This is a genomic window from Mycobacterium sp. NGS26, from assembly GCF_059813025.1.
The window spans coordinates 587,623-611,122 of record NZ_JCALDU010000003.1 but is presented as its reverse complement, the minus strand read 5'-3'; the positions used below and the strand labels follow the sequence as shown (position 1 = coordinate 611,122).

At 69.6% G+C, this 23,500-nt stretch carries 23 protein-coding genes, 1 tRNA gene and 1 pseudogene; 13 read left to right on the top strand and 12 right to left on the bottom strand.

Features of this window, described 5'->3' with window-relative positions:
• Positions 1-187: 187 nt before the first annotated feature.
• The 3 genes from AC5Y6X_RS13930 to AC5Y6X_RS13920 are packed head-to-tail and all read left to right on the top strand — an operon-like array spanning position 188 to position 4,303.
• Positions 188-1,375 (top strand): amidohydrolase family protein, encoded by a 1,188-nt coding sequence (locus AC5Y6X_RS13930; protein WP_499986971.1) that lies wholly within the window; start codon positions 188-190, stop codon positions 1,373-1,375.
• Positions 1,369-3,093, top strand: coding sequence for an N-acyl-D-amino-acid deacylase family protein (locus AC5Y6X_RS13925; protein WP_499986970.1), 1,725 nt, complete (start codon positions 1,369-1,371; stop codon positions 3,091-3,093). Before AC5Y6X_RS13930 ends, AC5Y6X_RS13925 begins: the two co-directional genes overlap by 7 nt.
• Positions 3,086-4,303 carry a cytochrome P450 gene (locus AC5Y6X_RS13920; RefSeq protein WP_499986969.1) on the top strand — a complete coding sequence of 406 codons (1,218 nt, stop codon included), beginning with the start codon at positions 3,086-3,088 and terminating at the stop codon, positions 4,301-4,303. The genes AC5Y6X_RS13925 and AC5Y6X_RS13920 overlap by 8 nt, the downstream gene beginning before the upstream one ends.
• A 12-nt stretch (positions 4,304-4,315) precedes the next feature.
• Here AC5Y6X_RS13920 and AC5Y6X_RS13915 read toward each other — a convergent pair whose 3' ends face one another.
• The 6 genes and pseudogenes from AC5Y6X_RS13915 to AC5Y6X_RS13890 form a co-directional block, all read right to left on the bottom strand.
• Positions 4,316-4,897, bottom strand: coding sequence for a TetR-like C-terminal domain-containing protein (locus tag AC5Y6X_RS13915; protein ID WP_499986968.1), 582 nt, complete (start codon positions 4,895-4,897; stop codon positions 4,316-4,318).
• A 20-nt stretch (positions 4,898-4,917) separates the two neighbouring features.
• Positions 4,918-6,027, bottom strand: coding sequence for a bifunctional RNase H/acid phosphatase (locus tag AC5Y6X_RS13910; RefSeq protein WP_499986967.1), 1,110 nt, complete (start codon positions 6,025-6,027; stop codon positions 4,918-4,920).
• Entirely contained in the window at positions 6,024-6,761 is a 738-nt protein-coding gene (locus tag AC5Y6X_RS13905; RefSeq protein WP_499986966.1) for a zinc ribbon domain-containing protein, read from the bottom strand. The genes AC5Y6X_RS13910 and AC5Y6X_RS13905 overlap by 4 nt, the downstream gene beginning before the upstream one ends.
• Positions 6,751-7,890, bottom strand: coding sequence for a Nif3-like dinuclear metal center hexameric protein (locus AC5Y6X_RS13900; protein ID WP_499986965.1), 1,140 nt, complete (start codon positions 7,888-7,890; stop codon positions 6,751-6,753). The genes AC5Y6X_RS13905 and AC5Y6X_RS13900 overlap by 11 nt, the downstream gene beginning before the upstream one ends.
• On the bottom strand, positions 7,887-8,918 hold the full coding sequence (gene cobC, locus AC5Y6X_RS13895; protein ID WP_499986964.1) for an Rv2231c family histidinol phosphate aminotransferase CobC: 1,032 nt from the start codon (positions 8,916-8,918) through the stop codon (positions 7,887-7,889). Before cobC ends, AC5Y6X_RS13900 begins: the two co-directional genes overlap by 4 nt.
• Before the next feature lie 22 nt (positions 8,919-8,940).
• Positions 8,941-9,054, bottom strand: a pseudogene (locus AC5Y6X_RS13890) (type II toxin-antitoxin system VapC family toxin); the annotation flags it as partial.
• Positions 9,055-9,086: 32 nt separating this feature from the next.
• Between AC5Y6X_RS13890 and AC5Y6X_RS13885 the strand changes: the two are divergent.
• The 3 genes from AC5Y6X_RS13885 to AC5Y6X_RS13875 are packed head-to-tail and all read left to right on the top strand — an operon-like array spanning position 9,087 to position 11,051.
• Positions 9,087-9,752 (top strand): HAD-IA family hydrolase, encoded by a 666-nt coding sequence (locus AC5Y6X_RS13885; protein ID WP_499987061.1) that lies wholly within the window; start codon positions 9,087-9,089, stop codon positions 9,750-9,752.
• Positions 9,745-10,236: a low molecular weight protein-tyrosine-phosphatase gene (locus AC5Y6X_RS13880; RefSeq protein WP_499986963.1), complete on the top strand. Its 492-nt coding sequence runs from the start codon at positions 9,745-9,747 to the stop codon at positions 10,234-10,236. Before AC5Y6X_RS13885 ends, AC5Y6X_RS13880 begins: the two co-directional genes overlap by 8 nt.
• Complete coding sequence (locus AC5Y6X_RS13875; protein ID WP_499986962.1) at positions 10,236-11,051, top strand: SURF1 family cytochrome oxidase biogenesis protein; 816 nt, start codon at positions 10,236-10,238, stop codon at positions 11,049-11,051. Before AC5Y6X_RS13880 ends, AC5Y6X_RS13875 begins: the two co-directional genes overlap by 1 nt.
• Here the strand turns inward: AC5Y6X_RS13875 and AC5Y6X_RS13870 are convergent.
• Entirely contained in the window at positions 11,033-11,977 is a 945-nt protein-coding gene (locus AC5Y6X_RS13870) for a cobalamin biosynthesis protein (protein WP_499986961.1), read from the bottom strand. The two genes, AC5Y6X_RS13875 and AC5Y6X_RS13870, sit on opposite strands and share 19 nt — an antisense overlap.
• A gap of 51 nt (positions 11,978-12,028) precedes the next feature.
• Between AC5Y6X_RS13870 and AC5Y6X_RS13865 the strand changes: the two genes are divergently transcribed.
• Positions 12,029-12,844, top strand: a complete 816-nt coding sequence (locus AC5Y6X_RS13865) for an oxygenase MpaB family protein (protein WP_499986960.1) — start codon at positions 12,029-12,031, stop codon at positions 12,842-12,844.
• A gap of 85 nt (positions 12,845-12,929) precedes the next feature.
• Here the strand turns inward: AC5Y6X_RS13865 and AC5Y6X_RS13860 are convergent, their stop codons facing one another.
• The gene (locus AC5Y6X_RS13860; RefSeq protein WP_499986959.1) at positions 12,930-14,048 is read right to left on the bottom strand and encodes an epoxide hydrolase family protein; all 1,119 of its coding nucleotides are present in this window, start codon (positions 14,046-14,048) and stop codon (positions 12,930-12,932) included.
• A 280-nt stretch (positions 14,049-14,328) separates the two neighbouring features.
• Between AC5Y6X_RS13860 and AC5Y6X_RS13855 the strand changes: the two genes are divergently transcribed.
• A complete protein-coding gene (locus AC5Y6X_RS13855; RefSeq protein ID WP_499986958.1) occupies positions 14,329-14,667 on the top strand; it encodes a hemophore-related protein in 339 nt (112 codons plus the stop codon).
• Between the two features lie 20 nt (positions 14,668-14,687).
• On the opposite strand, the gene AC5Y6X_RS13850 is transcribed toward AC5Y6X_RS13855, so the two are convergent.
• The 4 genes from AC5Y6X_RS13850 to AC5Y6X_RS13835 form a co-directional block, all read right to left on the bottom strand.
• Positions 14,688-14,759 (bottom strand) — tRNA-Val (locus AC5Y6X_RS13850).
• A 48-nt stretch (positions 14,760-14,807) separates the two neighbouring features.
• The gene (locus tag AC5Y6X_RS13845; RefSeq protein ID WP_499986957.1) at positions 14,808-15,269 is read right to left on the bottom strand and encodes a peroxiredoxin; all 462 of its coding nucleotides are present in this window, start codon (positions 15,267-15,269) and stop codon (positions 14,808-14,810) included.
• Entirely contained in the window at positions 15,269-15,691 is a 423-nt protein-coding gene (locus AC5Y6X_RS13840; protein WP_499987060.1) for a DUF3052 domain-containing protein, read from the bottom strand. The genes AC5Y6X_RS13845 and AC5Y6X_RS13840 overlap by 1 nt, the downstream gene beginning before the upstream one ends.
• Before the next feature lie 128 nt (positions 15,692-15,819).
• Positions 15,820-16,401 carry an Rv2240c family protein gene (locus AC5Y6X_RS13835; RefSeq protein ID WP_324678914.1) on the bottom strand — a complete coding sequence of 194 codons (582 nt, stop codon included), beginning with the start codon at positions 16,399-16,401 and terminating at the stop codon, positions 15,820-15,822.
• Between the two features lie 141 nt (positions 16,402-16,542).
• Between AC5Y6X_RS13835 and aceE the strand changes: the two genes are divergently transcribed.
• The 5 genes from aceE (at position 16,543) to kasA (ending at position 23,477) form a co-directional block, all read left to right on the top strand.
• Positions 16,543-19,332 (top strand): pyruvate dehydrogenase (acetyl-transferring), homodimeric type, encoded by a 2,790-nt coding sequence (aceE, locus tag AC5Y6X_RS13830; RefSeq protein ID WP_499986956.1) that lies wholly within the window; start codon positions 16,543-16,545, stop codon positions 19,330-19,332.
• Between the two features lie 98 nt (positions 19,333-19,430).
• Entirely contained in the window at positions 19,431-20,756 is a 1,326-nt protein-coding gene (locus AC5Y6X_RS13825) for a PucR family transcriptional regulator (RefSeq protein WP_324678918.1), read from the top strand.
• 140 nt (positions 20,757-20,896) lie between these two features.
• Positions 20,897-21,805 (top strand): ACP S-malonyltransferase, encoded by a 909-nt coding sequence (locus tag AC5Y6X_RS13820; RefSeq protein WP_499986955.1) that lies wholly within the window; start codon positions 20,897-20,899, stop codon positions 21,803-21,805.
• A 77-nt stretch (positions 21,806-21,882) separates the two neighbouring features.
• On the top strand, positions 21,883-22,230 hold the full coding sequence (acpM, locus tag AC5Y6X_RS13815; RefSeq protein WP_068108932.1) for a meromycolate extension acyl carrier protein AcpM: 348 nt from the start codon (positions 21,883-21,885) through the stop codon (positions 22,228-22,230).
• Positions 22,227-23,477 (top strand): 3-oxoacyl-ACP synthase KasA, encoded by a 1,251-nt coding sequence (kasA, locus tag AC5Y6X_RS13810; RefSeq protein ID WP_499986954.1) that lies wholly within the window; start codon positions 22,227-22,229, stop codon positions 23,475-23,477. The genes acpM and kasA overlap by 4 nt, the downstream gene beginning before the upstream one ends.
• The last annotated feature ends 23 nt before the right edge of the window (positions 23,478-23,500 follow it).

Below are 23,500 nucleotides of genomic sequence, written 5' to 3'. Positions count from 1 at the left end.
AGTACGCGGCTGCGCGTCGGTGTTGTCGCGCTGAGGTGGACAAAACGCCTATGCCTCGGCTCCGGTGAGAGAAGTGGCAGGTGTGACTCGGGTTGTGCGGCAAGCGCATTCGGCCGTCCAGCCCGATCTTTATATAAATTGCATAGATAGCATTGACACGCGCGAACAGCCGTCGTTAGCTTCACCTATGGCGCTGCTGCCAGATCCCGATCCCCGGCGGCGACAGCACGTGGTGATCTCGGTCGACGATCACGTCATCGAGCCACCGGACATGTTCGTCGGCCGGCTCCCCGCCGCGCTGGCCGACCGCGCGCCGAAGGTCGTGGAGACCGACGACGGGCGCCAGGTGTGGCGCTACGAGGGTCGGGAGTACCCGAACATCGGGCTGAACGCGGTGATCGGGCGGCCGCACGAGGAATGGAGCATGGAGGCCGCCCGCTTCGACGAGATGCGCCGCGGCTGTTGGGATATCGACGCCCGCATCGCCGACATGGACCTCGCCGGCATCTGGGCGTCGTTGAACTTCCCGTCGCTGATCGCCGGGTTCGCGGGAACCGTGTTCTGGAAGAGCGACGACCTGGAGTTGGGGCTGGCGACGCTGCGGGCCTGGAACGACTGGCACCTCGAGGTGTGGGCCGGCAGCTACCCGGAGCGGATCATCCCGCTGCAGCTGCCGTGGCTGGCCGACCCGCAGCTGGCGCCAGAGGAGATTCGCCGCAACGCCGCCCGCGGCTTCAAGGCGGTGAGCTTCCCCGAGCTGCCCGCCCAGTGCGGACTCCCCAGCCTGCACAGCGGCGTGTGGGATCCGTTCTTCGCCGCCTGCGAGGAGACCGGCACCGTCGTGTGCCTGCACACGGGTTCGGCGCAATGGGCGCCGATCCCGGCCCCGGACACCCCGTTCGAGACCATCACCACGCTGTTCCCGGTCAACGGCCTGGTCGCCTGCGCGGACATGCTGTGGTCGGGCATCCCGGTGCGCTTTCCGCGGCTGAACTTCACCTTGGCCGAGGGCGGCCTGGGCTGGGCGGCCATGCTCGGCGACCGCGCGGATTATGTTCTGGCGCACTCGGCTTCGGGCCACGAGGGCGGGGCGTGGAAGGGCGACCTGCTGCCCAGCGAGGTGCTGCGGCGCAACTTCTGGTTCTGCTCGATCGACGACCCGCACGCGTTCGGCGCGCTGGACGCGATCGGCACCGACTGCATCCTCGTCGAGAGCGACTACCCGCACGCCGACTCGACCTGGCCCGACACCCAAGAAGTCGTGGCGCGCAACGTCGCCGGCCTGTCGGCCGACGACGCGGCCCGGATCACCCACCGCAACGCCGCGCAGCTGTTCCGCCACCCGCTACCCGACGAGGAGTGGCTCGCATGTTAGATCTGCTCATTCGCGACGCCGAGATCGTCGACGGCACCGGCGCACCCGCCCGGCACGGCGACGTCGGCGTCAGCAACGGACGCATCGCCGCCGTGGGGCGAGTCGACGAGCCCGCCGCGAAAACCATTGACGCCCAAGGGCAGACGCTCGCGCCCGGCTTCGTCGACCTGCACACCCACTACGACGCGCAGCTGTTCTGGGACCCGACCGCGAGCCCGTCGGTGCAGCACGGGGTCACGACGGTCTTCGGCGGCAACTGCGGTTTCACGCTGGCACCCGCGGCACCCGACCAGCACGACTACCTCACCCGGATGCTCGCGCGGGTGGAGGGGATGCCCCTGGACGCGCTGCGGGCCGGACTCGACTGGGAATGGGCGTCATTCGGCGACTGGCTGGCCCGCCTCGACGGCCGCACCGCCGTCAATGCCGGCTTCCTGGTCGGTCACTCGGCGCTGCGGCTGGCCGCGATGGGCGACGACGCCGTCGGCGGCGAGGCCACACCGGCACAGGTCGAAAAGATGGTCGCGGTGCTGCACGACGCGCTGGACGCCGGGGCGCTCGGGCTGTCCACGAGCCAGTCGCCGACCCACAACGACGGCGCCGGCCAGCCGGTGCCGTCGCGCAGCGCGTCGCGAGACGAGCTGGTCAAGCTCGCGGGCGGCCTGCGCGACCATCCGGGCACCACGCTCGAGGCGATCATCCCGGGCTGCCTGTCGGGCTTCACCGACGACGACATCGCGCTGCTCACCGACATGTCGGTGGCCGCCGACCGGCCGCTGAACTGGAACCTGCTCGGCGTCTCGGCGGCGAATCCGGCGGGGCACGAAAAGCAGTTGCGCGCCTTCGACGCCGCCGCCCGGCGCGGCGGCCGGGTGGTGGCGCTGACGCTGCCGCAGGCGATGAAGATCCGGCTCTCGTTCCTGTCCGGCTTCGTGCTCGACGGGCTGCCGGGCTGGCGCGACACCATGCACTTGCCGGTGCCGGAAAGGCTTGCCGCGCTCGCCGATCCGCCGGTGCGCAAGCGCCTGGCCGAGGGCGCCTCGTCGAAGGAGGCGGGCATGCTGCGCGGGCTGGCGCAGTGGGATCGGCTGGTCCTCGTCGAGACGTTCGCGCCCGAGAACGCCGACGCGACGGGCCGCAGCGTCGGCGAGGTGGCCGCCGCCCGCGGCGCCGAGCCATTCGACACGCTGTGCGACATCGTGATCGCCGACGAGCTGCGCACCGGCCTGTCTCCCCCGCTGACCGGCGACGACCCGGCCGACTGGCGGGCCCGCGCACAGGTGTGGCGTCACCCCGGCGCGGTGATCGGCGGCTCGGACGCCGGGGCCCACCTCGACATGATGTGCGGCGCGATCTACACGACGTCGCTGCTGGGGCGCGGCGTCCGCGAGCACCAGGTGGTGACGCTCGAGGAGGCCGTCCGGTTGATCACCGACGTGCCCGCCCGGTTCTACGGGCTGACCGAGCGCGGCCGGATCACGCCCGGCTGGCACGCCGACCTGGTGCTGTTCGACCCCGCGACCATCGACCACGGGCCCGAGCGCACCCGCTACGACCTGCCCTCGGGTGCGCCCCGCCTGGTCGCCGACGCCCACGGGATCACCTCGGTGTGGGTCGGTGGCGTCGAGGTGTGTCACGACGGCGCCGCCACCGGCGCCCTGCCCGGCACCGTGCTGCGGTCCGGGCGCGACACCGAGACGGTGCCGGCCCATGGCTGACCCGGCGCTCGACGAATTCGACCCGGTCGAACTGCAGACCGGGCTGCTCATGCAGGTCGAAAACGTGCACGAGCGGCTGCGCGAGGCCCGCGAGCGGCACCGGGTGATGCTGGGAAACCCGTTCGCGGAGACCAGCTCCGGGCAGGTCGGCGACCTCGGGGTGACGGTGCTGGGCTACGACGAGTGCCAGACCGTGCTCACCCATCCCGACACCTTCTCGTCGTCGATTTACGACCAGATCATGGGCCCGGTCATGGGCCGCACCCTCCTCGAACTCGAGGGGGCCGAGCATCGCGCCAGCCGCGCGCTGGTGTCGCCGTCGTTCCGCACGGCGCTGCTGGAGCGGTGGCGCAGCGAGCTGGTGGAGGTCGTGGTCCACGAGCTGATCGACCGGTTCGCGCCCCGCGGCCGGGCCGAGCTGGCTCGCGAATTCACCTTCGCGTTTCCGGTCCAGGTCATCGCGCGGATCATGGGCCTGCCGCGCCAGGACTACCTGCGCTTCCAGCGGCTGTCGATCGAGTTGCTCAACGTGGTCTACGACTGGGACCGCGGGCTCGCGGCGTCCGCCACGCTGAAGGCCTACCTCGCCGAGATTCTCGCCGAGCGGCGCCGCCGCCCGCAGGACGACCTGATCAGCACGCTGGCGGAGTCCGAGATCGACGGCGCGCGCCTGACCGATGACGAGATCTTCGCGTTCCTGCTGCTGATCCTGCCGGCCGGTGTCGAGACGACCTACCGGGCGTCGGGCAACCTGCTGGTCGCGCTGCTCACGCAGCCCGAGCTGATGGATGCGTTGCGGGCCGATCGGGGCATGCTGCGGGGCGCCTTCGAGGAGGCGTTGCGCTGGGAGCCGCCGATCACCACAGTGGTGCGACGGGCGGCCCGCGACTGCGAGCTCGGCGGGGTCGCGATTCCGGCGGGAACGAACGTCAATGTCAGCGTCGCGGCGGCCAACCGGGACCCGACGCGCTACCCGGACCCCGACCGCTTCGATCCCACCCGCCGCAACATCGCGCACCTGACCTTCGGCGGTGGACCCCACCTGTGCCTGGGCATGCATCTGGCGCGCATGGAGGCGGCGGTGGCGATCAACGCGCTGCTGGATCGGTTGCCGGACCTGCGGCTGGATCCGGGCGCGCCGGCGCCGCATGTGGTGGGGGTGGCGTTCCGGTCGCCGGCGCGGCTGCCCGTCGAGTTCACTCCCGCGTGACGGCTGCGGAGCCTACTTGCGAACCAGTGCATGCCACGCCATGTCGGCGACGGCCACGCAGTAGTTGTCGTCGATGGGCGCGTCGGTGTACAGGGCACGAATGTTCAGCGGGGCCAGGACAATCTGCACGGCGGCCAGCGTGTTCACGCCATCGCGCACTTCGCCGCGCTCCCTGCCCCGATCCACGACCGCGCGCACGGCGGCGAAATACACCCGCCAGAACCTCATCCGGGTTTCTTCGTCGTGATACCCGCGGCCGTCCATGACCAAGGCCCGCAACAAGGTTCGGCCGATCTCGGCGTTGATCCGATCGGCCACCTTGCGGGCCAAAGCCAGTAGATCTCCGCGCAGCGAGCCGGTATCCGTCTCCCAACTGATGTTCTCGACGTCGGTGAGGGCCGCATCGACGATGAGTCGCCGGCGATCGCCCCAGTACTTGTAGACCATCGCCGCGTCGAGCCGGTGGCGCTCCGCCAGCGCCTCGATGCTGAACCGCTCGACACCCCAACGGACCAGTTCGTCGAGCACCGCGGGCATCACCCTCGCCCGGACGTCGGCGGGAATGGTCTCCTGGAGTCGTTGCGCCGGCTGCATCGATGCCCTCCTTGCACCGATTATAAATACGCGGTCTGGTTCACCAAACGCACCGAAGATGCGCCGTCGGAATAGAATTCGGCGATGCTCAACGACGCCAGGTCGAGGTGCAGCCGATACAGCACACCCGGCCCCGCGTCCAGCGCGAGGCGCAGCAGCATCTTGATCGGTGTCACATGCGACACCACCAGCACCGTCGCGCCCTGGTGCGCGGCGATGATCCGGTCCCGCACCCGAAGCACGCGGTCCAGCACGTCGTCGAAGCTCTCGCCGCCCGGCGGGGTGGTGCTGGTGTCCCGCAACCAGCGGCGGTGCAGCTCCGGATCGTGTTGGGAGGCCTCGGCGAACGTCAGCCCCTCCCAGGACCCGAAGTCGGTCTCGATCAAGTCGTCGTCGACGGTGACGTCGAGGCCCAGCGCCTTGGCCGCGATCGCCGCGGTGTCATAGGCGCGCTGCAGCGGCGAGGACAGCACCGCGGCGATCCCGCCGCGGTGCGCCATGTACCGGGCCGCGGCCTCGGCCTGCTGGCGCCCCACTTCGGTCAGCGCCGGGTTGCCGCGGCCCGAGTAGCGGCGCTCCACCGACAACTCGGTCTGCCCGTGCCGCAGCAACAGCAACCGGGTCGGCTTGCCGCGCGCCCCGGTCCAGCCGGGCGCCGTTGGGGCGTGGTCGGCAGCGGCTTTCGCGGGCGCGTCGGCAACCGGCGCCGGCTCCTGCTCATCGATGCCTGCCGCGGCGTCCATGGCCTCGTTGGCCAACCGGTCCGCGTGCGAGTTGCTCGCACGCGGAACCCACGCATAGCTGATCCGCTGGAACCGCGATGCCAGCCGCCGGGCCTCGGCGTGCAGCGCGACGAGGTCGGGGTGTTTGACCTTCCACCGCCCGGACATCTGCTCCACCAACAGCTTGGAATCCAGGAAGACCTCGGCCTCGGTGGCGCCCAGTTTCAGGGCGTCGTCCAAACCGGCTATCAGGCCGCGGTATTCGGCGACGTTGTTGGTCGCGTGGCCGATGGCCTGCTTGGTCTCGGCGAGCACGGCCGAGCGGTCCTCGGTGCGCACCACCGCGCCGTAGCCGGCGGGCCCGGGGTTGCCGCGCGACCCGCCGTCGGCCTCGATGACAACTTTCACTGCTCGAATCCCTTGACCCGCAACAGGATCGCACCGCATTCGGGGCAGCGCACCAGTTCGTCTTCGGCGGCGGCCGAGATGCGGGACAGCTCCCCACGGCCGATCTCGATCCGGCAGGCGCCGCACCGGTGCCCCAGCAGCGGCCCGGCGCCTGCCCCTCCCCTGGCGCGCTGCCGCTCGTACAGCGCGGACAGGTCGGGGTCCAGCGCCGCGGTCAACGCGTCGCGGCGCGACGAATGTTCGTGGCGGGCCTCGTCGAGTTCGGCCAGCGCGGCATCGAGTTCCTGCTGGGCGCTGACCAGGTCGGCCTGCAGCGCCTCGATCGCGCGCTGCTCGGCGGCCAGCTCGGTCTGCAACTCCTCGCGGCGCTCCATCACCTCCAGCAGCGAGTCCTCCAGGCTGGTCTGGCGCCGCACCAGGGTCTCGAGCTCGTGCTGCAGATCCGTCAACTGCTTGGCGTCGGCCGCACCCGACTTGAGCAATTCCCGGTCGCGGTCTTCGCGCCGGCGCACGGCATCGATCTCGGACTCGAATCGCGAGACCTGGGCGTCCAAGTCCTCCACCGCGATTCGCATCGTCGCGAGCCGGTCGCTGGCCGCGGTGTGCTCGGACTGCAGCCGCGCATGTGCCTCTCGCTGCGGCAGGTGGGCGGCGCGGTGTGCGATGCGGGACAGCTCGGCGTCCAGCTTCGACAGCTCCAGTAGCGACTGTTGCTGCGCCACTTCAGCTTTCATGATCTCCCCCGTCATCGCCAAGGTTCCACGGGTCGGTGCGCAGCGTGCTCACCCGCACCGGCAGCGCCGCTCCGAAATGCGACCGCAGCAGGTCGGCGGCCTGGTTGCACCAGGGGAACTCGCTGGCCCAGTGCGCGACGTCGATCAGGGCCACGTCCGAGGCCCGGCGATGCTCGTCGGCCGGATGGTGCCGCAAGTCGGCCGTGACGTAGGCCTGGACGTCCGCGCCGGCCGCGGCGGCCAGCAGCGAGTCCCCGGCGCCGCCGCACACGGCGACCCGCGACACCGGCATGTCGGGGTCGCCGGCGGCGCGCACGCCCCAGGACGTCCGCGGCAGCGCGGCGCCGACGCGGGAGACGAAGGCGCGCAACGGTTCCGGCTGCGGCAGCGTGCCGATGCGGCCCAGCCCGGCGTCGCCGGGCGGCGGCACCAGCGCGAAGATGTCGAAGGCGGGCTCCTCGTAGGGATGGGCGGCGCGCATCGCCGCCAAGACGGCAGCGCGGGCGCGCGCGGGCGCGACGACCTCGAACCGGTCCTCCTCCACCCGCTCGACGGTGCCGACGCTGCCGACGGCGGGCGTCGCGCCGTCGTGCGGCAGGAACTGCCCGATGCCGCTGACGCTCCAGCTGCAATGCGAGTAGTCGCCGATGTGGCCGGCGCCGGCGTCGAACACGGCCGCCCGCACCGCCTCCGCGTTCTCGCGCGGAACGTAGATGACCCACTTGTCCAGGTCGGCCGCCGCGGACAGCGGCTCGAGCACGCCGTCGACGCTCAGTCCCAGGACGTGGGCCAGCGCGTCGGACACACCCGGTGACGCCGAGTCGGCATTGGTGTGCGCGGTGAACAGCGAACGGCCGCTGCGGATCAGCCGGTGCACCAGCGCGCCCTTGGGGGTGCTGGCCGCGACGGTGTCCACCCCGCGCAGCAGCAGCGGGTGATGGGCCAGCAGCAGACCGCCGTCGGGAACCTCGTCGACGACGGCCGGGGTGGCGTCGACGGCGACGGTCACCGAGCCCAGCACGTCGCCGGGGTCACCGCATACCAGGCCGACCGAATCCCACGGCTGGGCAAGCCGCGGCGGGTAGGCCTCGTCGAGCACCTCGATGACGTCGGCCAGTCGCACGCTCACGAGCGCACCTCGTTGATCGTCTCGACCAATCGCGGCCACTCGGGGCGCACCGCGGCCCGCAAATATTCCTCGCCCAGGCCGACGAAGGTGTCACAGCGCCGTATCGCAATCCCTTTGTCGCGCAGATGCTTTCGTATCAGATCCGCATCCGGCCGGCGGAACAGCACGAACGGGGCCCGGCCGTCGACCACCTCGGCGCCCACCGAACTCAGGCCGGCCACCATCTGCGCGCGCAGCCGCGCCAGCCGCACCGCGTCGGCCGCCGCGTCGGCGACGGCTTCGGCCGCACAACAGGCCGCGATGGCGTCCAGCTGCAGCGTGCCCACCGGCCAGTGCGCCCGCCGGGCGGTCAACCGCGCCAACACCTCCGGCGGGCCGAGGGCGTATCCCACCCGCAATCCCGCCAGCGCCCAGGACTTGGTCAGGCTGCGCAACACCACCACATCGGGCAACGAGAAGCCGGCCAGCGACTCCGGCTCGCCGGGAACCGAATCGGCGAACGCCTCGTCGACCACCAGGATCCGCCCGGGCCGGCGCAATGCCAGCAGCTGTTCGCGACCGTGCAGCACCGAGGTGGGATTCGTCGGGTTGCCCACCACCACCAGGTCGGCATCGTCGGGCACCAGGGCGCCGTCCAACCCGAACGGCGGCTCGAGCACCACGTGGTGCACCGGCACCCCGGCCGCGGCCAGCGCCACCGCCGGCTCGGTGAACGACGGCGCCACCACCACCGCCCGCGCCGGGTCCAGGTTGGGCAACAGCGCGAACCCCTCCGCCGCCCCGGCCAGCGGCAGCACCTCGTCGCGGGCCCGGCCGTGGCGCTCGGCGACGGCGTCTTGCGCCCGGTGCAGATCCTCGATTCCGGGGTAGCGCGCCAGGTCCGGCAGCCGCGCGGCCAGCCGTCGCATCAGCCATTCCGGTGGTTGCGCGTGCCGGACGTTGACGGCGAAATCGAGCATTCCCGGCGCGACGGCCTGATCACCGTGGTAGCGACCCGCGGCAGGCGGGCTCGGATCCAGACTCGCCATTGGTGAAACATTAGTGCGCCCGCTATCCGGGCACGACGGTGATCGCGCATCGCGCTTGACCGGCGCGGCCCAACCGTGCGTCCGCCGTGACTAGCGCACAGTCGAGGGCTTCCGCCAGGGCGACATAGGTCGCGTCGTCCGATCACCGACAATGGGAGCGTGACAGACATGATGTCGGCTGTACCCCAGCTGGTGATCTTCGATCTCGACGGCACCCTCACCGACTCCGCCGAGGGGATCGTCGCCAGCTTCCTGCACGCGCTCGGCCACGTCGGGGTCGCGGTGCCCAAGGGTGACCTGGCCGCAAGGATCGTCGGCCCGCCGATGGACGACACGTTCCGCGCGATGGGGCTCGGCGAGCACGCCGACGCGGCGATCGCGGCGTTCAGGGCCGAGTACGGCGCGCGGGGCTGGGCGATGAACACGCTGTTCGACGGGATCGCCACCCTGCTGGCCGACCTGCACGCCGCCGGCGTCCGGCTCGCGGTGGCCACCTCCAAGCTGGAGCCGACGGCGCGGCGCATCCTCGCCCACTTCGATCTCGACCGGTATTTCGACGTCATCGCCGGCGCGAGTCCCGACGGATCCCGCAAGACCAAGGAGGAGGTGCTCGCGCACGCGCTGGCGCAGCTGCGCCCGCTGCCCGAGAGGGTGCTCATGGTCGGCGACCGCAGCCACGACGTGGACGGGGCGGCCGCGCACGGGATCGACGCCGTGGTGGTCGGCTGGGGCTACGGCCGGGACGACTTCACCGGCGACGGCAACGGCGCGCCCGCCGGCCGCGTGACGCACGCGGCCACCGTCGCCGACCTGCGGAGGGCGCTGGGTGTCTAAACCGCTGCACGTCACATTCGTCTGCACCGGCAACATCTGCCGCTCGCCGATGGCCGAGAAGATGTTCGCCGAGCAGCTGCGCCGGCGCGGCCTGGGCGACACGGTGCGGGTGACCAGCGCGGGCACCGGCGACTGGCACGTCGGCAGCTGCGCCGACGAGCGGGCCGCCCGGGTGCTGCGCGCGCACGGCTATTCCACCGACCACCGCGCCGCGCAACTGGGCACCGACCACCTGACGGCCGACCTGGTGGTGGCCCTCGGCCGCAACCACGTGTGGATGCTGCAGCAGCTCGGGGTCGACGAGAGCCGGATACGGATGCTGCGCTCGTTCGACCCGCGCGCGGGCGCCTACGTGCCCGACGTCGAGGATCCCTACTACGGCGACCACGCCGACTTCGAAGAGGTCTTCGCCGTCATCGAAGCCGCCTTGCCCGGCCTGCACGAGTGGGTCGACGAGCAACTGGCGCAGAACGGGCACGGTTGATGCGGCGCTTGGCATTTCTGCTGCGGCCGGGCTGGATCGTGCTGGCCCTGGTGGTCATCGCCTTCACCTACCTGTGCTTCATGGTGCTCGCGCCGTGGCAGCTGGGAAAGAACACCCGCACCTCGCGGGAAAACCACCAAATCGAGTACTCCCTCAACACCGCGCCCGTCCCACTGAAAACCCTATTGCCGCACCAGGATTCGTCGGCCCCGGATGCGCAATGGCGCAGGGTGACGGCGACCGGTCACTACGCCGACGTCGCGGTGCTGGCCCGGCTGCGGGTGGTCGATGCCGAGCAGGCGTTCGAGGTGCTGGTCCCGTTCGTCGTCGACGACGGGCCCACGGTCCTGGTCGACCGCGGCTATGTGCGGCCCGAGGAGGGTTCGCACGTGCCGCCGATCCCGCCGCCGCCGGCCGGGACGGTGACCCTGACGGCGCGGCTGCGGGATTCGGAGCCGCTCGTGCCGGGCAAGGACCCGTTCACCAGAGACGGTTTCCAGCAGGTGTATTCGATCAACACCGGGCAGGTTTCGGCGCTGACCAAGGTCCCGCTGGCCGGCTCCTATCTGCAGTTGGTGGAAAACCAGCCCGGCGGGCTCGGCGTGATCGGCGTCCCGCGCCTGGACGCCGGGCCGTTCCTGTCCTACGGCATCCAGTGGATCTTGTTCGGCATCCTGGCCCCGATCGGGCTGGGCTATTTCGCCTACTCGGAGATCCGCGCCCGCCGCCAGGAAAGGGCGTCGGCCGCCGAAACCTCCGAGGGCCCAACGACCGTCGAGGAGAAACTCGCCGACCGCTACGGGCGCCGGCGGTAAACGGACGCGGTGACGAGCAGCGCCGCGACCGCCTGCACCGCCCGCGACAGCGCGACCGCGCGGCGCAGGTCGACCACCGTCGGCTGCGGGCCGTCGCCCAGGGTGGGGCGGATCTGCAGCTCATGGCGGTACTGGGTGGGGCCGCCGAGGCGCACGCGCAGCGCCCCGGCGAAGGCCGCCTCGACGACGCCGGCGTTGGGGCTGGGATGACGCGACGCGTCGGCGCGCCAGGCCCGCAGCGCGCCCGACGCCGACCCGCTGACCAGCGGTGCGCACAACGCCACCAGCGGCGCCGTCGCGCGGGCGCCCGCATAGTTGGCCACGTCGTCCAATCGCGCTGCGGCCCAACCGAATCGGATATACCGCGGCGTGCGATAACCGATCATCGAATCCAGGGTGTTGACGGCGCGGTATGCCAGCACCGCGGGCGCGCCGCCGGCCGCCGCCCACAGCAGCGGCGTCACCTGGGCGTCGGACGTGTTCTCCGCGACCGACTCCAGGGCCGCCCGCGTCAGGCCCGGGCCGTCCAGCCGGTCCGGATCGCGCCCGCACAGCGACGGCAGCAGCTGTCGCGCCGCCTCGACGTCGCCGCGTTCCAGCAGCCGCGACATCGCCACCCCGGTGCGCGCCAACGACGTTCCGCCCAGACAGACCCAGGTGGCCGCGGCGGTCGCGGCGATCGACCAGAGCGGGCCCCGGCGAGCCGCGGCCGACTGCGCGGCCGCACCCAGCAGGCCCACCGCGCCGACGACCAGGCTCACGTGGACCGCACCGGCGGCCTTGGTGTCGCGGTAGGTGACCCGCTCCAACGCGGCGGCGGCCCGGCCGAACAGCGCGACCGGATGCCCCCGCGCCGGGTCGCCCAGTGCGAGGTCGGCCAGGTAGCCGGCCAGTACGCCGGCGACGCGGGCCCGGGTCGCAAACATTCCCGCAGCGTCTCACACGTGGTGTACTCGATTTATGAGGCGAGTTCCGAAATGAAGCGGCACGCAACCCGGATCGCCGACCTGCTGAACCCGGCGGCGGTGTTGTTACCGGCCGCGAACGTGATCATGCAGTTGTCGTTGCCGGGCGTCGGTTATGGCGTGCTGGAAAGCCCGGTGGACAGCGGCAACGTGTACAAGCATCCGTTCAAACGGGCCCGCACCACCGGCACCTACCTGGCGGTGGCGGCCATCGGGACCGAGTCCGACCGGGCGCTGATCCGCGGCGCCGTGGACATCGCGCACCGCCAGGTGCGGTCCACGTCGTCCAGCCCGGTGTCCTACAACGCGTTCGACCCCAAGTTGCAGCTGTGGGTGGCGGCGTGCCTGTACCGCTACTTCGTCGACCAGCACGAGTTCCTGCACGGCCCGCTCGACGACGCCACCGCCGACGCCGTCTATCGCGACGCCAAGCGGCTGGGGACCACGCTGCAGGTGCCCGAGCGCATGTGGCCGCCGGACCGCGTCGCCTTCGACGAGTACTGGAAACGCTCGCTCGACGAGCTGCACATCGACCCGCCGGTGCGCGAGCATCTGCGCGGGGTGGCCTCGGTGGCCTTCCTGCCCCGGCCGTTGCGGGCGCTGGCCGGGCCGCTCAATTTGTTTGCGACGACGGGGTTTTTGGCCCCCGAGTTCCGCGCGATGATGAAGCTGGACTGGTCAGAAAATCAGCAGCGCCGGTTCGAATGGCTGCTGGCCGCCCTGCGACTGGCCGACCGGTTGATCCCGCACCGGGCGTGGATCTTGGGCTATCAGCTCTACCTGTGGGACATGCGATTTCGCGCGCGACGCGGCTGGCGCATCGTCTAGGTCGCGAGCCTTTCGCCGAGCGTGCGCAGAATGCCACGCTTACCGGCGTGTCGCCGTACAGACGCGCACGCTCGGCGAGGGTATTTCAGCGCACCGTCGCGAAGAACGCCCGCAAATCCTCGACGAACAGCTCGGGCTGCTCGAACGCGGCGAAATGCCCGCCTCGCGGCATGTCGGTCCAGTGGGTGATGTTGTACATCGGCTCGCACCACGACCGCGGTGATTTCAACAGCTCCTTCGGGAAAGCCGCTATGCCGGTGGGTAATTCGACGCGGTTCATCTGCCCCCAGACCCGGAAGCTCTCCCAATACAGACGTGCCGAGGAGGCGGCGGTTGCGGTCACCCAATACACCATCACGTTGTCCAGTAGCTCGTCGCGGCTGAACGCGTTCTCGGGGTGTCCGTCGCAATCCGACCAGGCCCAGAACTTTTCGACGATCCACGCCAGTTGACCCGCGGGCGAATCGACCAGCCCGTAGCCCAGCGTCTGCGGCCGGGTGGACTGCTGCTTGGAATACCCGGTGCCCCACTTGCGGTGCTCGGCCAGCTGCGCCATGGCCGCCTTCTCCTCCTCGGTGGGGTTGGCCAGCGCCTCCTTGGTCGGCGCGCCGATCGGCATGTTCACGTGAATGGCCTTGCAGTGGCCCCGGTTTCGGCCGATTTGTGTGGTGACGGCCGCGCCCCAGTCGCCGCCCTGTGCGCCGTAGCGGTCATAGCCCAGGCGGCCCATCAGCGTCTCCCATGCCTCGGCGATCCTCTCCACGCCCCACCCTGTGCGGGCAGGCTTTCCAGAAAACCCGTATCCCGGAAGCGACGGGCAGACGACGTGAAAGGCATCTTCGGCGCGTCCCGACGCGGGGTTGGTCAGCGGCTCGATCACCTTGTGGAACTCCACGATCGAGCCCGGCCAGCCGTGGGTGATGACCAGCGGGAAGGCGTCCTCGTGCGGCGACCGTTGGTGGATGAAATGAATGTCCAAGCCGTCGATCTCGGTGACGAACTGGTCGAAGCGGTTGAGCGCAGCCTCCCGCGAACGCCAGTCGTATGCGTCGGCCCAGTAGCCGGCCAACTCCCGGGTGTAGGCCAGCGGCATGCCCTGGCTCCAGTCGTCCACACACTCAGCCTCGGGCCACCGGGTGTGGGCCAGCCGCGAGCGCAGATCGTCAAGAACGTCGTCGGACACGTCGATGCGGAACGGCTTCACCCGTTCATCTCACCATTCACCGTCGGCGGTGCGAACCCCGGTGGGCCCGGACGCGCTCCGGTCGTCCACGCGCTTGGCGGCTCTCTTTTTTGCCGCGAGTGTCCCCAAAATGCCGCGAATACCGGCGTTTCCACGTACATATGGGGACGCTCGCGGGTGGGCGCTCGGTCACGCCCCCCGAGGCCGCCACACACCTCGGCGTCGTCCGCCCTTTGCATAACATGTGACTTGACCTGCACTTTTTCATTTAAGGTTGGCGTGTTGGGGAAGGAGTCCGCGCATGAACAAGCGATGGTTGACCAGACTTGCCGTGGCGGTTGGCGGCCTGACACTGTCGTTGGCCGCCGGGGCCGGGATCGCGTCCGCCGACATCGATCTCGATCCGGCCGTCAACACAACCTGCACCTATGACCAGCTGGCGGCGGCGCTGAACGCGCAAGACCCGATCATCGCCGCGGCGTTGAACGCCTCACCGGATGCGCAGGCCAGCTTGCGCCAGTTCCTCGCCGGGTCGCCCAGCCAACGCAGGCAAACGGCCCAGCAGATCGTGAACAATCCACACAGCCGCCCGTACATTGGAGTCCTGCAACGCACGTTCGACACCTGCCATAACTTCTGAGCGGCCGGGCCGAACCCCAGTGGGCGCGGACGGTATCGAACCGCCGACCGCTGGTGTGTAAAACCAGAGCTCTACCACTGAGCTACGCGCCCCATGCCCGCCGGCAGGCTACACGTCAACAGCCTAAGCAGCCAAAACCCTCAAGCGCGCAGCGCCGCCAGCGCGTCGGTCCACAGCGTCTGGTCGCGGGCCTCGCCGGGCTGTTTCATCTCGGCGAACCGGATGATCCCCGACCGATCGACAACGAAGGTGCCGCGATTGGAGTATCCGGCCTCGTCGTTGAACACGCCGTAGGCCTGGCTGACCTCACCGTGCGGCCAGAAATCCGACAGCACCGGAAAGGTGAACCCGCTCTCGAGGGACCAGATCTTGTGCGTGGGCGGCGGGCCCACCGAGATCGCCAGCACGGCGCTGTCGTCGTTTTCGAACACGGGCAGGTGATCGCGCAGCTGGTCGAGCTCGCCCTGGCAGATCCCGGTGAAGGCCAGCGGGAAGAACACCAGCAGGACGTTCTTGGCGCCGCGGTAGGAGCTCAGGGTGACGCGCTGCTGGTTTTGGTCACGCAATGTGAAGTCCGGGGCGGTGGTGCCGACCGGCAGCATCAACGCTTCCCGGCCCGCGACTTCGGCTGAACCAACCGGCTGGCGCTCCAGTCGCCGAGGTTGACCGACGAGGTCGGCATCAGCCCGGCGGTGGGGGCCGCCTCGGCGATCTCGGCCGGCAACACATGGCCGGGCTTGCCGGTCTTGGGCGTCAGCACCCAGATCACGCCGTCCTCGGCGAGCGGGCTGATCGCGTCCATCAGCGTGTCCACCAGATCGCCGTCCCCGTCGCGCCACCACAGCAGGACGACGTCGACCACCTCGTCGGTGTCCTCGTCGAGCAGCTCACTGCCGCAGGCTTCCTCGACGGCGGCGCGAATGTCGTCGTCGACATCCTCGTCCCAGCCCCACTCCTGAACGACTTGGTCCCGTTGGATGCCCAGCTTGCGAGCGTAGCTCGGGGCGTGATCCGCCGCGACCACCGTGGAGCCTCCTTCAACCATGCGCGCAGGGCGTGCGCGCCTTGCGATGGGGATTATCGTCGCACAGCCGGAACCCGGTCCATACCTCTGGCGGCTCAGAACCGGCTCAGAACCGGCTCAGAACCGGCTCAGAACGATGCCAGGCAGAGTTTGAGCGCCTTCGTCTTGGCGTCGTTGAGCTGGTTGACCCGCCTGTTGAACTCGCCCGTCGGCGCGTGGGTGCCGATGGCGTTCGCCACCGCGTGGGCGGCGTCGATGTAGGCGTTGAACGCGTCCTTCATCTGCGTCGACAGAGCATCGCTGAAGCTGTTGGCGACGTTGTTGGCGCTCTCGTTTAGCGCGTCGATGGCCGGGCCCTCGGTGGGGCCGGTGTTGCGGCCCGCGTTGAACGCCCCGACGAAGGCGTTCACCTTGTCGATGGCGGCGCTGCTGGTGGTGGCCAGCGTGTCACACGAGTTGCGAACCGCCCTGGTGGTCAAGGATTGTTGCCGCTGCGTTTCCCGGATGCTCGACGTCGCGGCCGAGGCGGACACCGACGCGGACACCGACTGCCGGTAGGCCGGGGCCACCTTCGTGTCGGGCGTCGCGGTGCCGTTGGTGACGGTGGTACACCCCACGATGCCCATCACCACCATCGCGACACAGCCGAGGGCCAAAGCGCCTCGCTTTGCGGCTTTCCCCGCAAGGACGGCACGCCATCCGATGAGCACGGCTTCTGACGTTACCGGGTGGCGGTTCCGGCCGCCTGCGGCACACCGCGGCTACCCGCTCGGAACGCCGGTGCGGCACGATAGAAGGCACGATAGAAGGCGAAAGCGCAAGCAGATGACCCGCCAACCGAGGAGCGGAAGTTGACCACCGAGTTCGTGCGCCACGATTTGGCCCAAAACTCAAGCAACCCAAACGAATCCGATCGGGTGCGGGTGATCCGCGAGGGCGTCGCGTCGTATCTGCCCGACATCGACCCCGAGGAGACCGGCGAGTGGCTCGAATCGTTCGACGAGATGCTCGAACGCTCCGGGCCGGCCCGCGCCCGGTATCTGATGCTGCGCCTGCTGGAACGCGCCGGTGAGCAGCGGGTCGCGATCCCCGCGCTGACCTCCACCGACTACGTCAACACCATCCCCACCGAACTCGAGCCGTGGTTCCCCGGCGACGAGGACGTCGAGCGCCGCTATCGGGCCTGGATCAGGTGGAACGCGGCGATCATGGTGCACCGCGCGCAGCGCCCGGGCGTCGGCGTGGGCGGGCACATCTCCACCTACGCCTCCTCGGCCGCGCTCTACGAGGTCGGGTTCAACCACTTCTTCCGCGGCAAGTCGCACCCCGGCGGCGGGGACCAGGTCTTCATCCAGGGCCACGCGTCGCCGGGCATCTACGCCCGCGCCTTCCTGGAGGGCCGGCTGACCGCCGACCAGTTGGACGGCTTCCGGCAGGAGCACAGCCATCCCGGCGGCGGCCTGCCGTCCTACCCGCACCCGCGGCTGATGCCCGACTTCTGGGAGTTCCCGACGGTGTCGATGGGCCTGGGCCCGATGAACGCGATCTACCAGGCCCGGTTCAACCACTACCTGCACGACCGGGGCATCAAGGACACGTCCGACCAGCACGTGTGGTGCTTCCTCGGCGATGGGGAGATGGACGAGCCGGAGAGCCGCGGCCTGCTGCACGTCGGCGCGCTCGAGGGCCTGGACAACCTGACCTTCGTCATCAACTGCAACCTGCAACGCCTGGACGGCCCGGTGCGCGGCAACGGCAAGATCATCCAGGAGCTGGAGTCGTTCTTCCGCGGCGCGGGCTGGAACGTCATCAAGGTGGTGTGGGGCCGCGAGTGGGACGCCCTGCTGCACGCCGACAAGGACGGCGCGCTGGTGAACCTGATGAACACCACGCCCGACGGCGACTATCAGACCTACAAGGCCAACGACGGCGGCTACGTGCGCCAGCATTTCTTCGGCCGCGATCCGCGCACCAAGGCGCTCGTCGAGCACATGACCGACTCCGAGATCTGGAACCTCAAGCGCGGCGGGCACGACTACCGCAAGGTCTACGCCGCCTACCGGGCCGCCGTCGACCACAAGGGCCAGCCCACCGTGATCCTGGCGAAGACCATCAAGGGCTACTCGCTGGGCGCGCACTTCCAGGGCCGCAACGCCACGCACCAGATGAAAAAGCTTGCGCTGGAAGACCTCAAGTGGTTCCGCGACGCCATCCGGATCCCGATCAGCGACGCCCAGCTCGAGGAGGACCCGTACCTGCCTCCGTACTACCACCCGGGTCCGGAGGCACCCGAGATCCGCTACCTGCTCGACCGGCGCCGCGCGCTGGGCGGCTTCGTGCCCGAGCGGCGCACCAAGGCCAAGGCGCTGACGCTGCCAAGCCGCGACATCTACAAGGCCCTGAAGAAGGGCTCGGGTCAACAGGAGGTGGCCACCACCATGGCCACCGTGCGCACCTTCAAGGAACTGTTGCGCGACAAGGAGATTGGGCCCCGTATCGTGCCGATCATTCCCGACGAGGCACGCACCTTCGGCATGGACTCGTGGTTCCCGAACCTGAAGATCTACAACCGCAACGGCCAGCTCTACACGTCCGTCGACGCCGAATTGATGTTGGCGTACAAGGAAAGTGAAGCCGGCCACATCCTGCACGAGGGCATCAACGAGGCCGGATCCGCCGCGTCGTTCGCCGCCGTCGGCACCTCGTACGCCACGCACAACGAGCCGATGATCCCGATCTACATCTTCTATTCGATGTTCGGGTTCCAGCGCACCGGCGACGGCCTGTGGGCGGCGGCCGACCAGATGGCCCGCGGCTTCCTGCTCGGGGCCACCGCCGGGCGCACCACGCTGACCGGCGAGGGCCTGCAGCACGCCGACGGCCACTCGCTGTTGCTGGCGGCCAGCAACCCGGCGGTGGTCGCCTACGACCCGGCCTTCGCCTACGAGATCGCCTACATCGTGGAAAGCGGGCTGGCCCGGATGTTCGGCCCGAACCCCGAGAACGTGTACTTCTACATCACCATCTACAACGAGCCCTACGTGCAGCCGCCGGAGCCGGAGAACTTCGACCCCGAGGGCCTGCTGCGCGGCATCTACCGGTACCGCGCCGCCACGGAACAGCGCGCCAACAAGGCGCAGCTCCTGGCGTCCGGGGTGGCCATGCCGTCGGCGCTGCGGGCGGCGGAGATGCTGGCCGCCGAGTGGGACGTCGCCGCCGACGTGTGGTCGGTGACCAGCTGGGGCGAGCTCAACCGCGACGGCGTGGCCGTCGAGCGGGCCCGGCTGCGCCACCCGGACCAGCCGGCCGGTACCGCGTATGTGACCGCGGCCCTCGCCGATGCCGGCGGCCCGGTGGTCGCCGTGTCGGACTGGATGCGCGCGGTGCCCGAGCAGATCCGGCCGTGGGTGCCCGGCACCTACGTCACGCTGGGCACCGACGGGTTCGGCTTTTCCGACACCCGGCCCGCCGCGCGGCGCTTCTTCAACACCGACGCCGAATCCCAGGTGGTCGCGGTGCTGGAGGCGCTGGCCCGCGACGGCGAGATCGACCCGTCGGTGCCGGTCGCCGCCGCCCGCCAGTACAGGATCGACGACGTGCAGGCGGCCCCGGAGCAGACGTCCGATCCCGGCGTGGCCTGACGGTGGAAGCGCCCGGTTTGCCGTCGCCACCAAGACACCCCTAAGGCCCGAGCGCGGCTTTGGCGGAAAGTTCCAGAAATCTGACGTAGCTTTTAGGGGTGAATGACAACCCCTTCGCCGGTCCATTCGCCAAGCAGCCAAGGTCGCCCTTGGAGATGCTGGACACCGTTCCGGATTCCCTGCTGCGTCGGTTGAAGCAGTACTCGGGCCGGCTGGCCACCGAGGCGGTGTCGGTCATGCAGGAGCGGCTGCCGTTCTTCGCCGATCTGGAGGCGTCGCAGCGGGCCAGCGTGGCCTTGGTGGTGCAAACGGCCATCAACAACTTCGTCGAGTGGATGCAGGACCCGCACAGCAACGTGAGCTACACCGCGCAGGCCTTCGAGCTGGTGCCGCAGGACCTTGCCCGCCGGATCGCGCTGCGCCACAGCGTGGACATGGTGCGGGTGACCATGGAGTTCTTCGAGGAGGTCGTGCCCCTGGTGGCCCGCTCCGAAGAGCAGCTGACCGCGCTGACGGTGGGCATCTTGAAGTACAGCCGCGACCTGGCCTTCACCGCCGCCAGCTCGTACGCGGACGCGGCCGAGGCCCGCGGCACCTGGGACAGCCGAATGGAGGCCAGCGTCGTCGACGCGGTGGTGCGCGGCGACACCGGCCCGGAGTTGCTGTCCCGTGCGGCCGCGTTGAACTGGGACACCACCGCCCCGGCGACGGTGGTGGTCGGGACCCCGGCGCCCGGGCGCGACGACGCGAACGGCCAGGGCGACAGCGAGCGGGCCAGCCAACTCGTCCGCGACGTCGCCCTGCGGCACGCCCGCGCGGCGCTCACCGACGTGCACGGCACCTGGCTGGTGGCGATCGTGTCCGGCCACCTGTCGCCGACCGACAAGTTCCTCGGCGACCTGTTGGAGGCCTTCTCCGACGGCCCGGTGGTCATCGGACCCACCGCGCCGATGCTGACGGCCGCCTATCACAGCGCCAGCGAGGCGATATCGGGGATGAACGCCGTCGCCGGCTGGAGCGGGGCGCCCCGGCCGGTGCTGGCCCGCGAACTGCTGCCCGAACGCGCCCTGATGGGCGATGCGTCGGCGATCGTGGCGTTGCACACCGACGTGATGGGTCCCCTGGCCGACGCCGGACCGACCCTCGTCGAGACCCTTGAAGCCTTCTTAGATTCTGGCGGCGCGATTGAGGCTTGCGCGCGCAAGTTGTTCGTTCATCCAAACACGGTCCGCTACCGCCTCAAGCGGATCACCGACTTCACCGGGCGCGATCCCACTCAGCCCCGTGATGCGTATGTGCTGCGTGTGGCGGCGACGGTGGGTCAGCTCAACTATCCGACGACTCCCTCTGCCGTTGCCAGCAGCACGATCACACCCGTTCCCCTGCCGGTCAGAGGGGGTGCCGCTGCGGCGTCGGGGCGATAGTGATCCAGCCAACAGATCGCGGCCCGGTATCAAACATGTAGCTTACAAGGCCGTTTTGTAGGGTGTATACAAAAACCTAAGACGAGGTTCATGATCTGTTACACCCGCCAAAACCGTTTCCACAGTGTTCTCTTAGACACGTGATTGCGTTTCTTGCGCCCGGACAGGGCTCGCAGACCGAGGGAATGCTGTCGCCGTGGCTGGAGCTGTCGGGCGCGGCGGACCAACTCGCCCTGTGGTCGAAGGCCAGCGGTCTGGACCTCGTGCGGCTGGGCACCACCGCCTCGACCGAAGAGATCACCGACACCGCCGTCACCCAGCCATTGGTCGTCGCTGCGACGCTGCTGGCCCACCAGGAGCTGACCAAGCGCGGCCTGCTTGCCAGCGAGAAAGTGGTCGTGGCCGGCCACTCCGTCGGCGAGATCGCGGCCTACGCGATCGCCGGTGTGCTGTGTGCCGACGACGCCGTTGCGCTGGCCGCGACCCGCGGCGCCGAGATGGCCAAGGCCTGCGCCATCGAGCCGACGGGCATGTCCGCGGTGCTCGGCGGCGACGAGGCCGAGGTGCTGACCCGCCTCGAGCAGCTCGACCTGTTCCCGGCCAATCGCAACGCGCCCGGCCAAATCGTGGCCGCCGGCTCGCTGGCCGCGTTGGACAAGCTGGCCGAGGACCCGCCGACTAGGGCCCGGGTGCGCGCGCTGGGCGTGGCCGGGGCATTCCACACCAAGTACATGGCCTCGGCCCTTGACGGGTACGCCGCCGCGGCGGCCGTCATCACGACCGCCGAGCCCACCGCCACGCTGTTGTCCAACCGCGACGGAAAGCCGGTAGCCTCGGCGGCCGCGGCGATGGACGCGCTGGTTGCCCAGCTGACCCAGCCGGTGCGCTGGGACCTGTGCACCAACACGCTTCGTGAGCTCAATGTCACGGCGATCGTGGAGTTCCCCCCTGCGGGCACCCTCACCGGCATCGCCAAGCGCGAACTTCGGGGGGTTCCGGCACACGCCGTCAAGTCACCCGCAGACCTGGACGAGTTGGCCAACCTCTAGACGCCAGCCCGGCCAGTACAACCAAAAAGCACGTCAGTTCGATTTACACACAACACATTACGAAGGGAAGCAAGGCTGTGGCCGTCACTCAGGAAGAAATCATCGCCGGTATTGCGGAGATCATCGAAGAGGTCACCGGTATCGAGCCCTCCGAGGTCACCCCGGAGAAGTCGTTCGTCGACGACCTGGACATCGACTCGCTGTCGATGGTCGAGATCGCCGTTCAGACCGAGGACAAGTACGGCGTCAAGATCCCCGACGAGGACCTCGCCGGTCTCCGTACCGTCGGTGACGTCGTCGCCTACATCCAGAAGCTCGAGGAAGAGGACCCCGAGGCCGCCGCGGCGCTGCGCGCCAAGATCGAGTCCGAGAACCCCGAGGCCGTCGCCAACGTCAAGGCGAGGATGGAAGCGGACAGCAAGTGACCAAGCCTTCCACTGCCAATGGCGGTTACCCCAGCGTCGTGGTAACCGCCGTCACGGCGACGACATCGATCGCGCCGGACATCGAGAGCACGTGGAAGGGCTTGTTGGCCGGCGAATCCGGCATCCACGTCCTCGAGGACGAGTTCATCACGAAGTGGGACCTGCCCGTCAAGATCGGCGGGCACCTCAAGGAGCCCGTCGACAACCACATGGGCCGATTGGACATGCGCCGCATGTCCTACGTCCAGCGGATGAGCAAGTTGCTGTCCGGTCAGCTGTGGGAGTCGGCGGGCAACCCTGAGGTCGATCCCGACCGGTTCACGGTTGTGGTCGGCACCGGTCTGGGTGGCGCCGAGCGGATCGTGGAGAGCTACGACCTGATGAACGAGGGCGGCCCCCGCAAGGTGTCGCCGCTCGCCGTTCAGATGATCATGCCCAACGGCGCCGCGGCGACCGTCGGGCTGCAGCTGGGGGCCCGCGCCGGGGTGATGACCCCCGTGTCGGCCTGCTCGTCGGGCTCCGAGGCGATCGCCCACGCATGGCGTCAGATCGTGATGGGCGACGCGGATGTCGCCGTGTGCGGCGGCGTCGAGGGCCCCATCGAGGCGCTGCCGATCGCGGCGTTCTCGATGATGCGGGCCATGTCGACCCGCAACGACGAGCCCGAGCGCGCGTCGCGGCCGTTCGACAAGGACCGCGACGGCTTCGTGTTCGGTGAGGCCGGGGCGCTCATGGTCATCGAGACCGAGGAGCACGCCAAGGCCCGCGGCGCCAAGCCGCTGGCCCGGTTGCTCGGTGCCGGCATCACCTCGGACGCCTTCCACATGGTGGCGCCCGCGCCGGACGGCGTCCGCGCCGGCCGGGCGATGACACGGTCGCTGGAGTTGGCGGGCTTGTCCCCCAAGGACATCGACCACGTCAACGCGCACGGGACCGCGACGCCGATCGGCGACACGGCCGAGGCCAACGCGATCCGGGTCGCCGGCTGCGAGCAGGCGGCGGTGTATGCACCCAAATCCGCACTGGGACACTCGATCGGCGCAGTCGGGGCGCTGGAGTCGGTGCTAACGGTGCTGACCCTGCGGGATGGCGTCATCCCGCCCACCCTCAACTACGAAACTCCCGATCCCGAAATCGATCTGGACATCGTCGCCGGCGAACCCCGCCACGGCGATTACAAGTACGCGATCAACAACTCATTCGGGTTTGGCGGGCATAACGTCGCGCTCGCCTTCGGGCGCTACTGAGGCACGAAAGGAACGTTCGCCAC

What these genes read in the sequence shown, in the direction of transcription:
- AC5Y6X_RS13930 (WP_499986971.1), top strand. Translation starts at nt 188, where the DNA reads ATGGCGCTGCTGCCAGATCCCGATCCCCGGCGGCGACAGCACGTGGTG.
- AC5Y6X_RS13925 (WP_499986970.1), top strand. Translation starts at nt 1,369, where the DNA reads ATGTTAGATCTGCTCATTCGCGACGCCGAGATCGTCGACGGCACCGGC.
- AC5Y6X_RS13920 (WP_499986969.1), top strand. Translation starts at nt 3,086, where the DNA reads ATGGCTGACCCGGCGCTCGACGAATTCGACCCGGTCGAACTGCAGACC.
- AC5Y6X_RS13915 (WP_499986968.1), bottom strand. Translation starts at nt 4,897, where the DNA reads ATGCAGCCGGCGCAACGACTCCAGGAGACCATTCCCGCCGACGTCCGG.
- AC5Y6X_RS13905 (WP_499986966.1), bottom strand. Translation starts at nt 6,761, where the DNA reads ATGAAAGCTGAAGTGGCGCAGCAACAGTCGCTACTGGAGCTGTCGAAG.
- cobC (WP_499986964.1), bottom strand. Translation starts at nt 8,918, where the DNA reads ATGGCGAGTCTGGATCCGAGCCCGCCTGCCGCGGGTCGCTACCACGGT.
- AC5Y6X_RS13885 (WP_499987061.1), top strand. Translation starts at nt 9,087, where the DNA reads ATGATGTCGGCTGTACCCCAGCTGGTGATCTTCGATCTCGACGGCACC.
- AC5Y6X_RS13875 (WP_499986962.1), top strand. Translation starts at nt 10,236, where the DNA reads ATGCGGCGCTTGGCATTTCTGCTGCGGCCGGGCTGGATCGTGCTGGCC.
- AC5Y6X_RS13870 (WP_499986961.1), bottom strand. Translation starts at nt 11,977, where the DNA reads ATGTTTGCGACCCGGGCCCGCGTCGCCGGCGTACTGGCCGGCTACCTG.
- AC5Y6X_RS13865 (WP_499986960.1), top strand. Translation starts at nt 12,029, where the DNA reads ATGAAGCGGCACGCAACCCGGATCGCCGACCTGCTGAACCCGGCGGCG.
- AC5Y6X_RS13855 (WP_499986958.1), top strand. Translation starts at nt 14,329, where the DNA reads ATGAACAAGCGATGGTTGACCAGACTTGCCGTGGCGGTTGGCGGCCTG.
- AC5Y6X_RS13845 (WP_499986957.1), bottom strand. Translation starts at nt 15,269, where the DNA reads ATGCTGCCGGTCGGCACCACCGCCCCGGACTTCACATTGCGTGACCAA.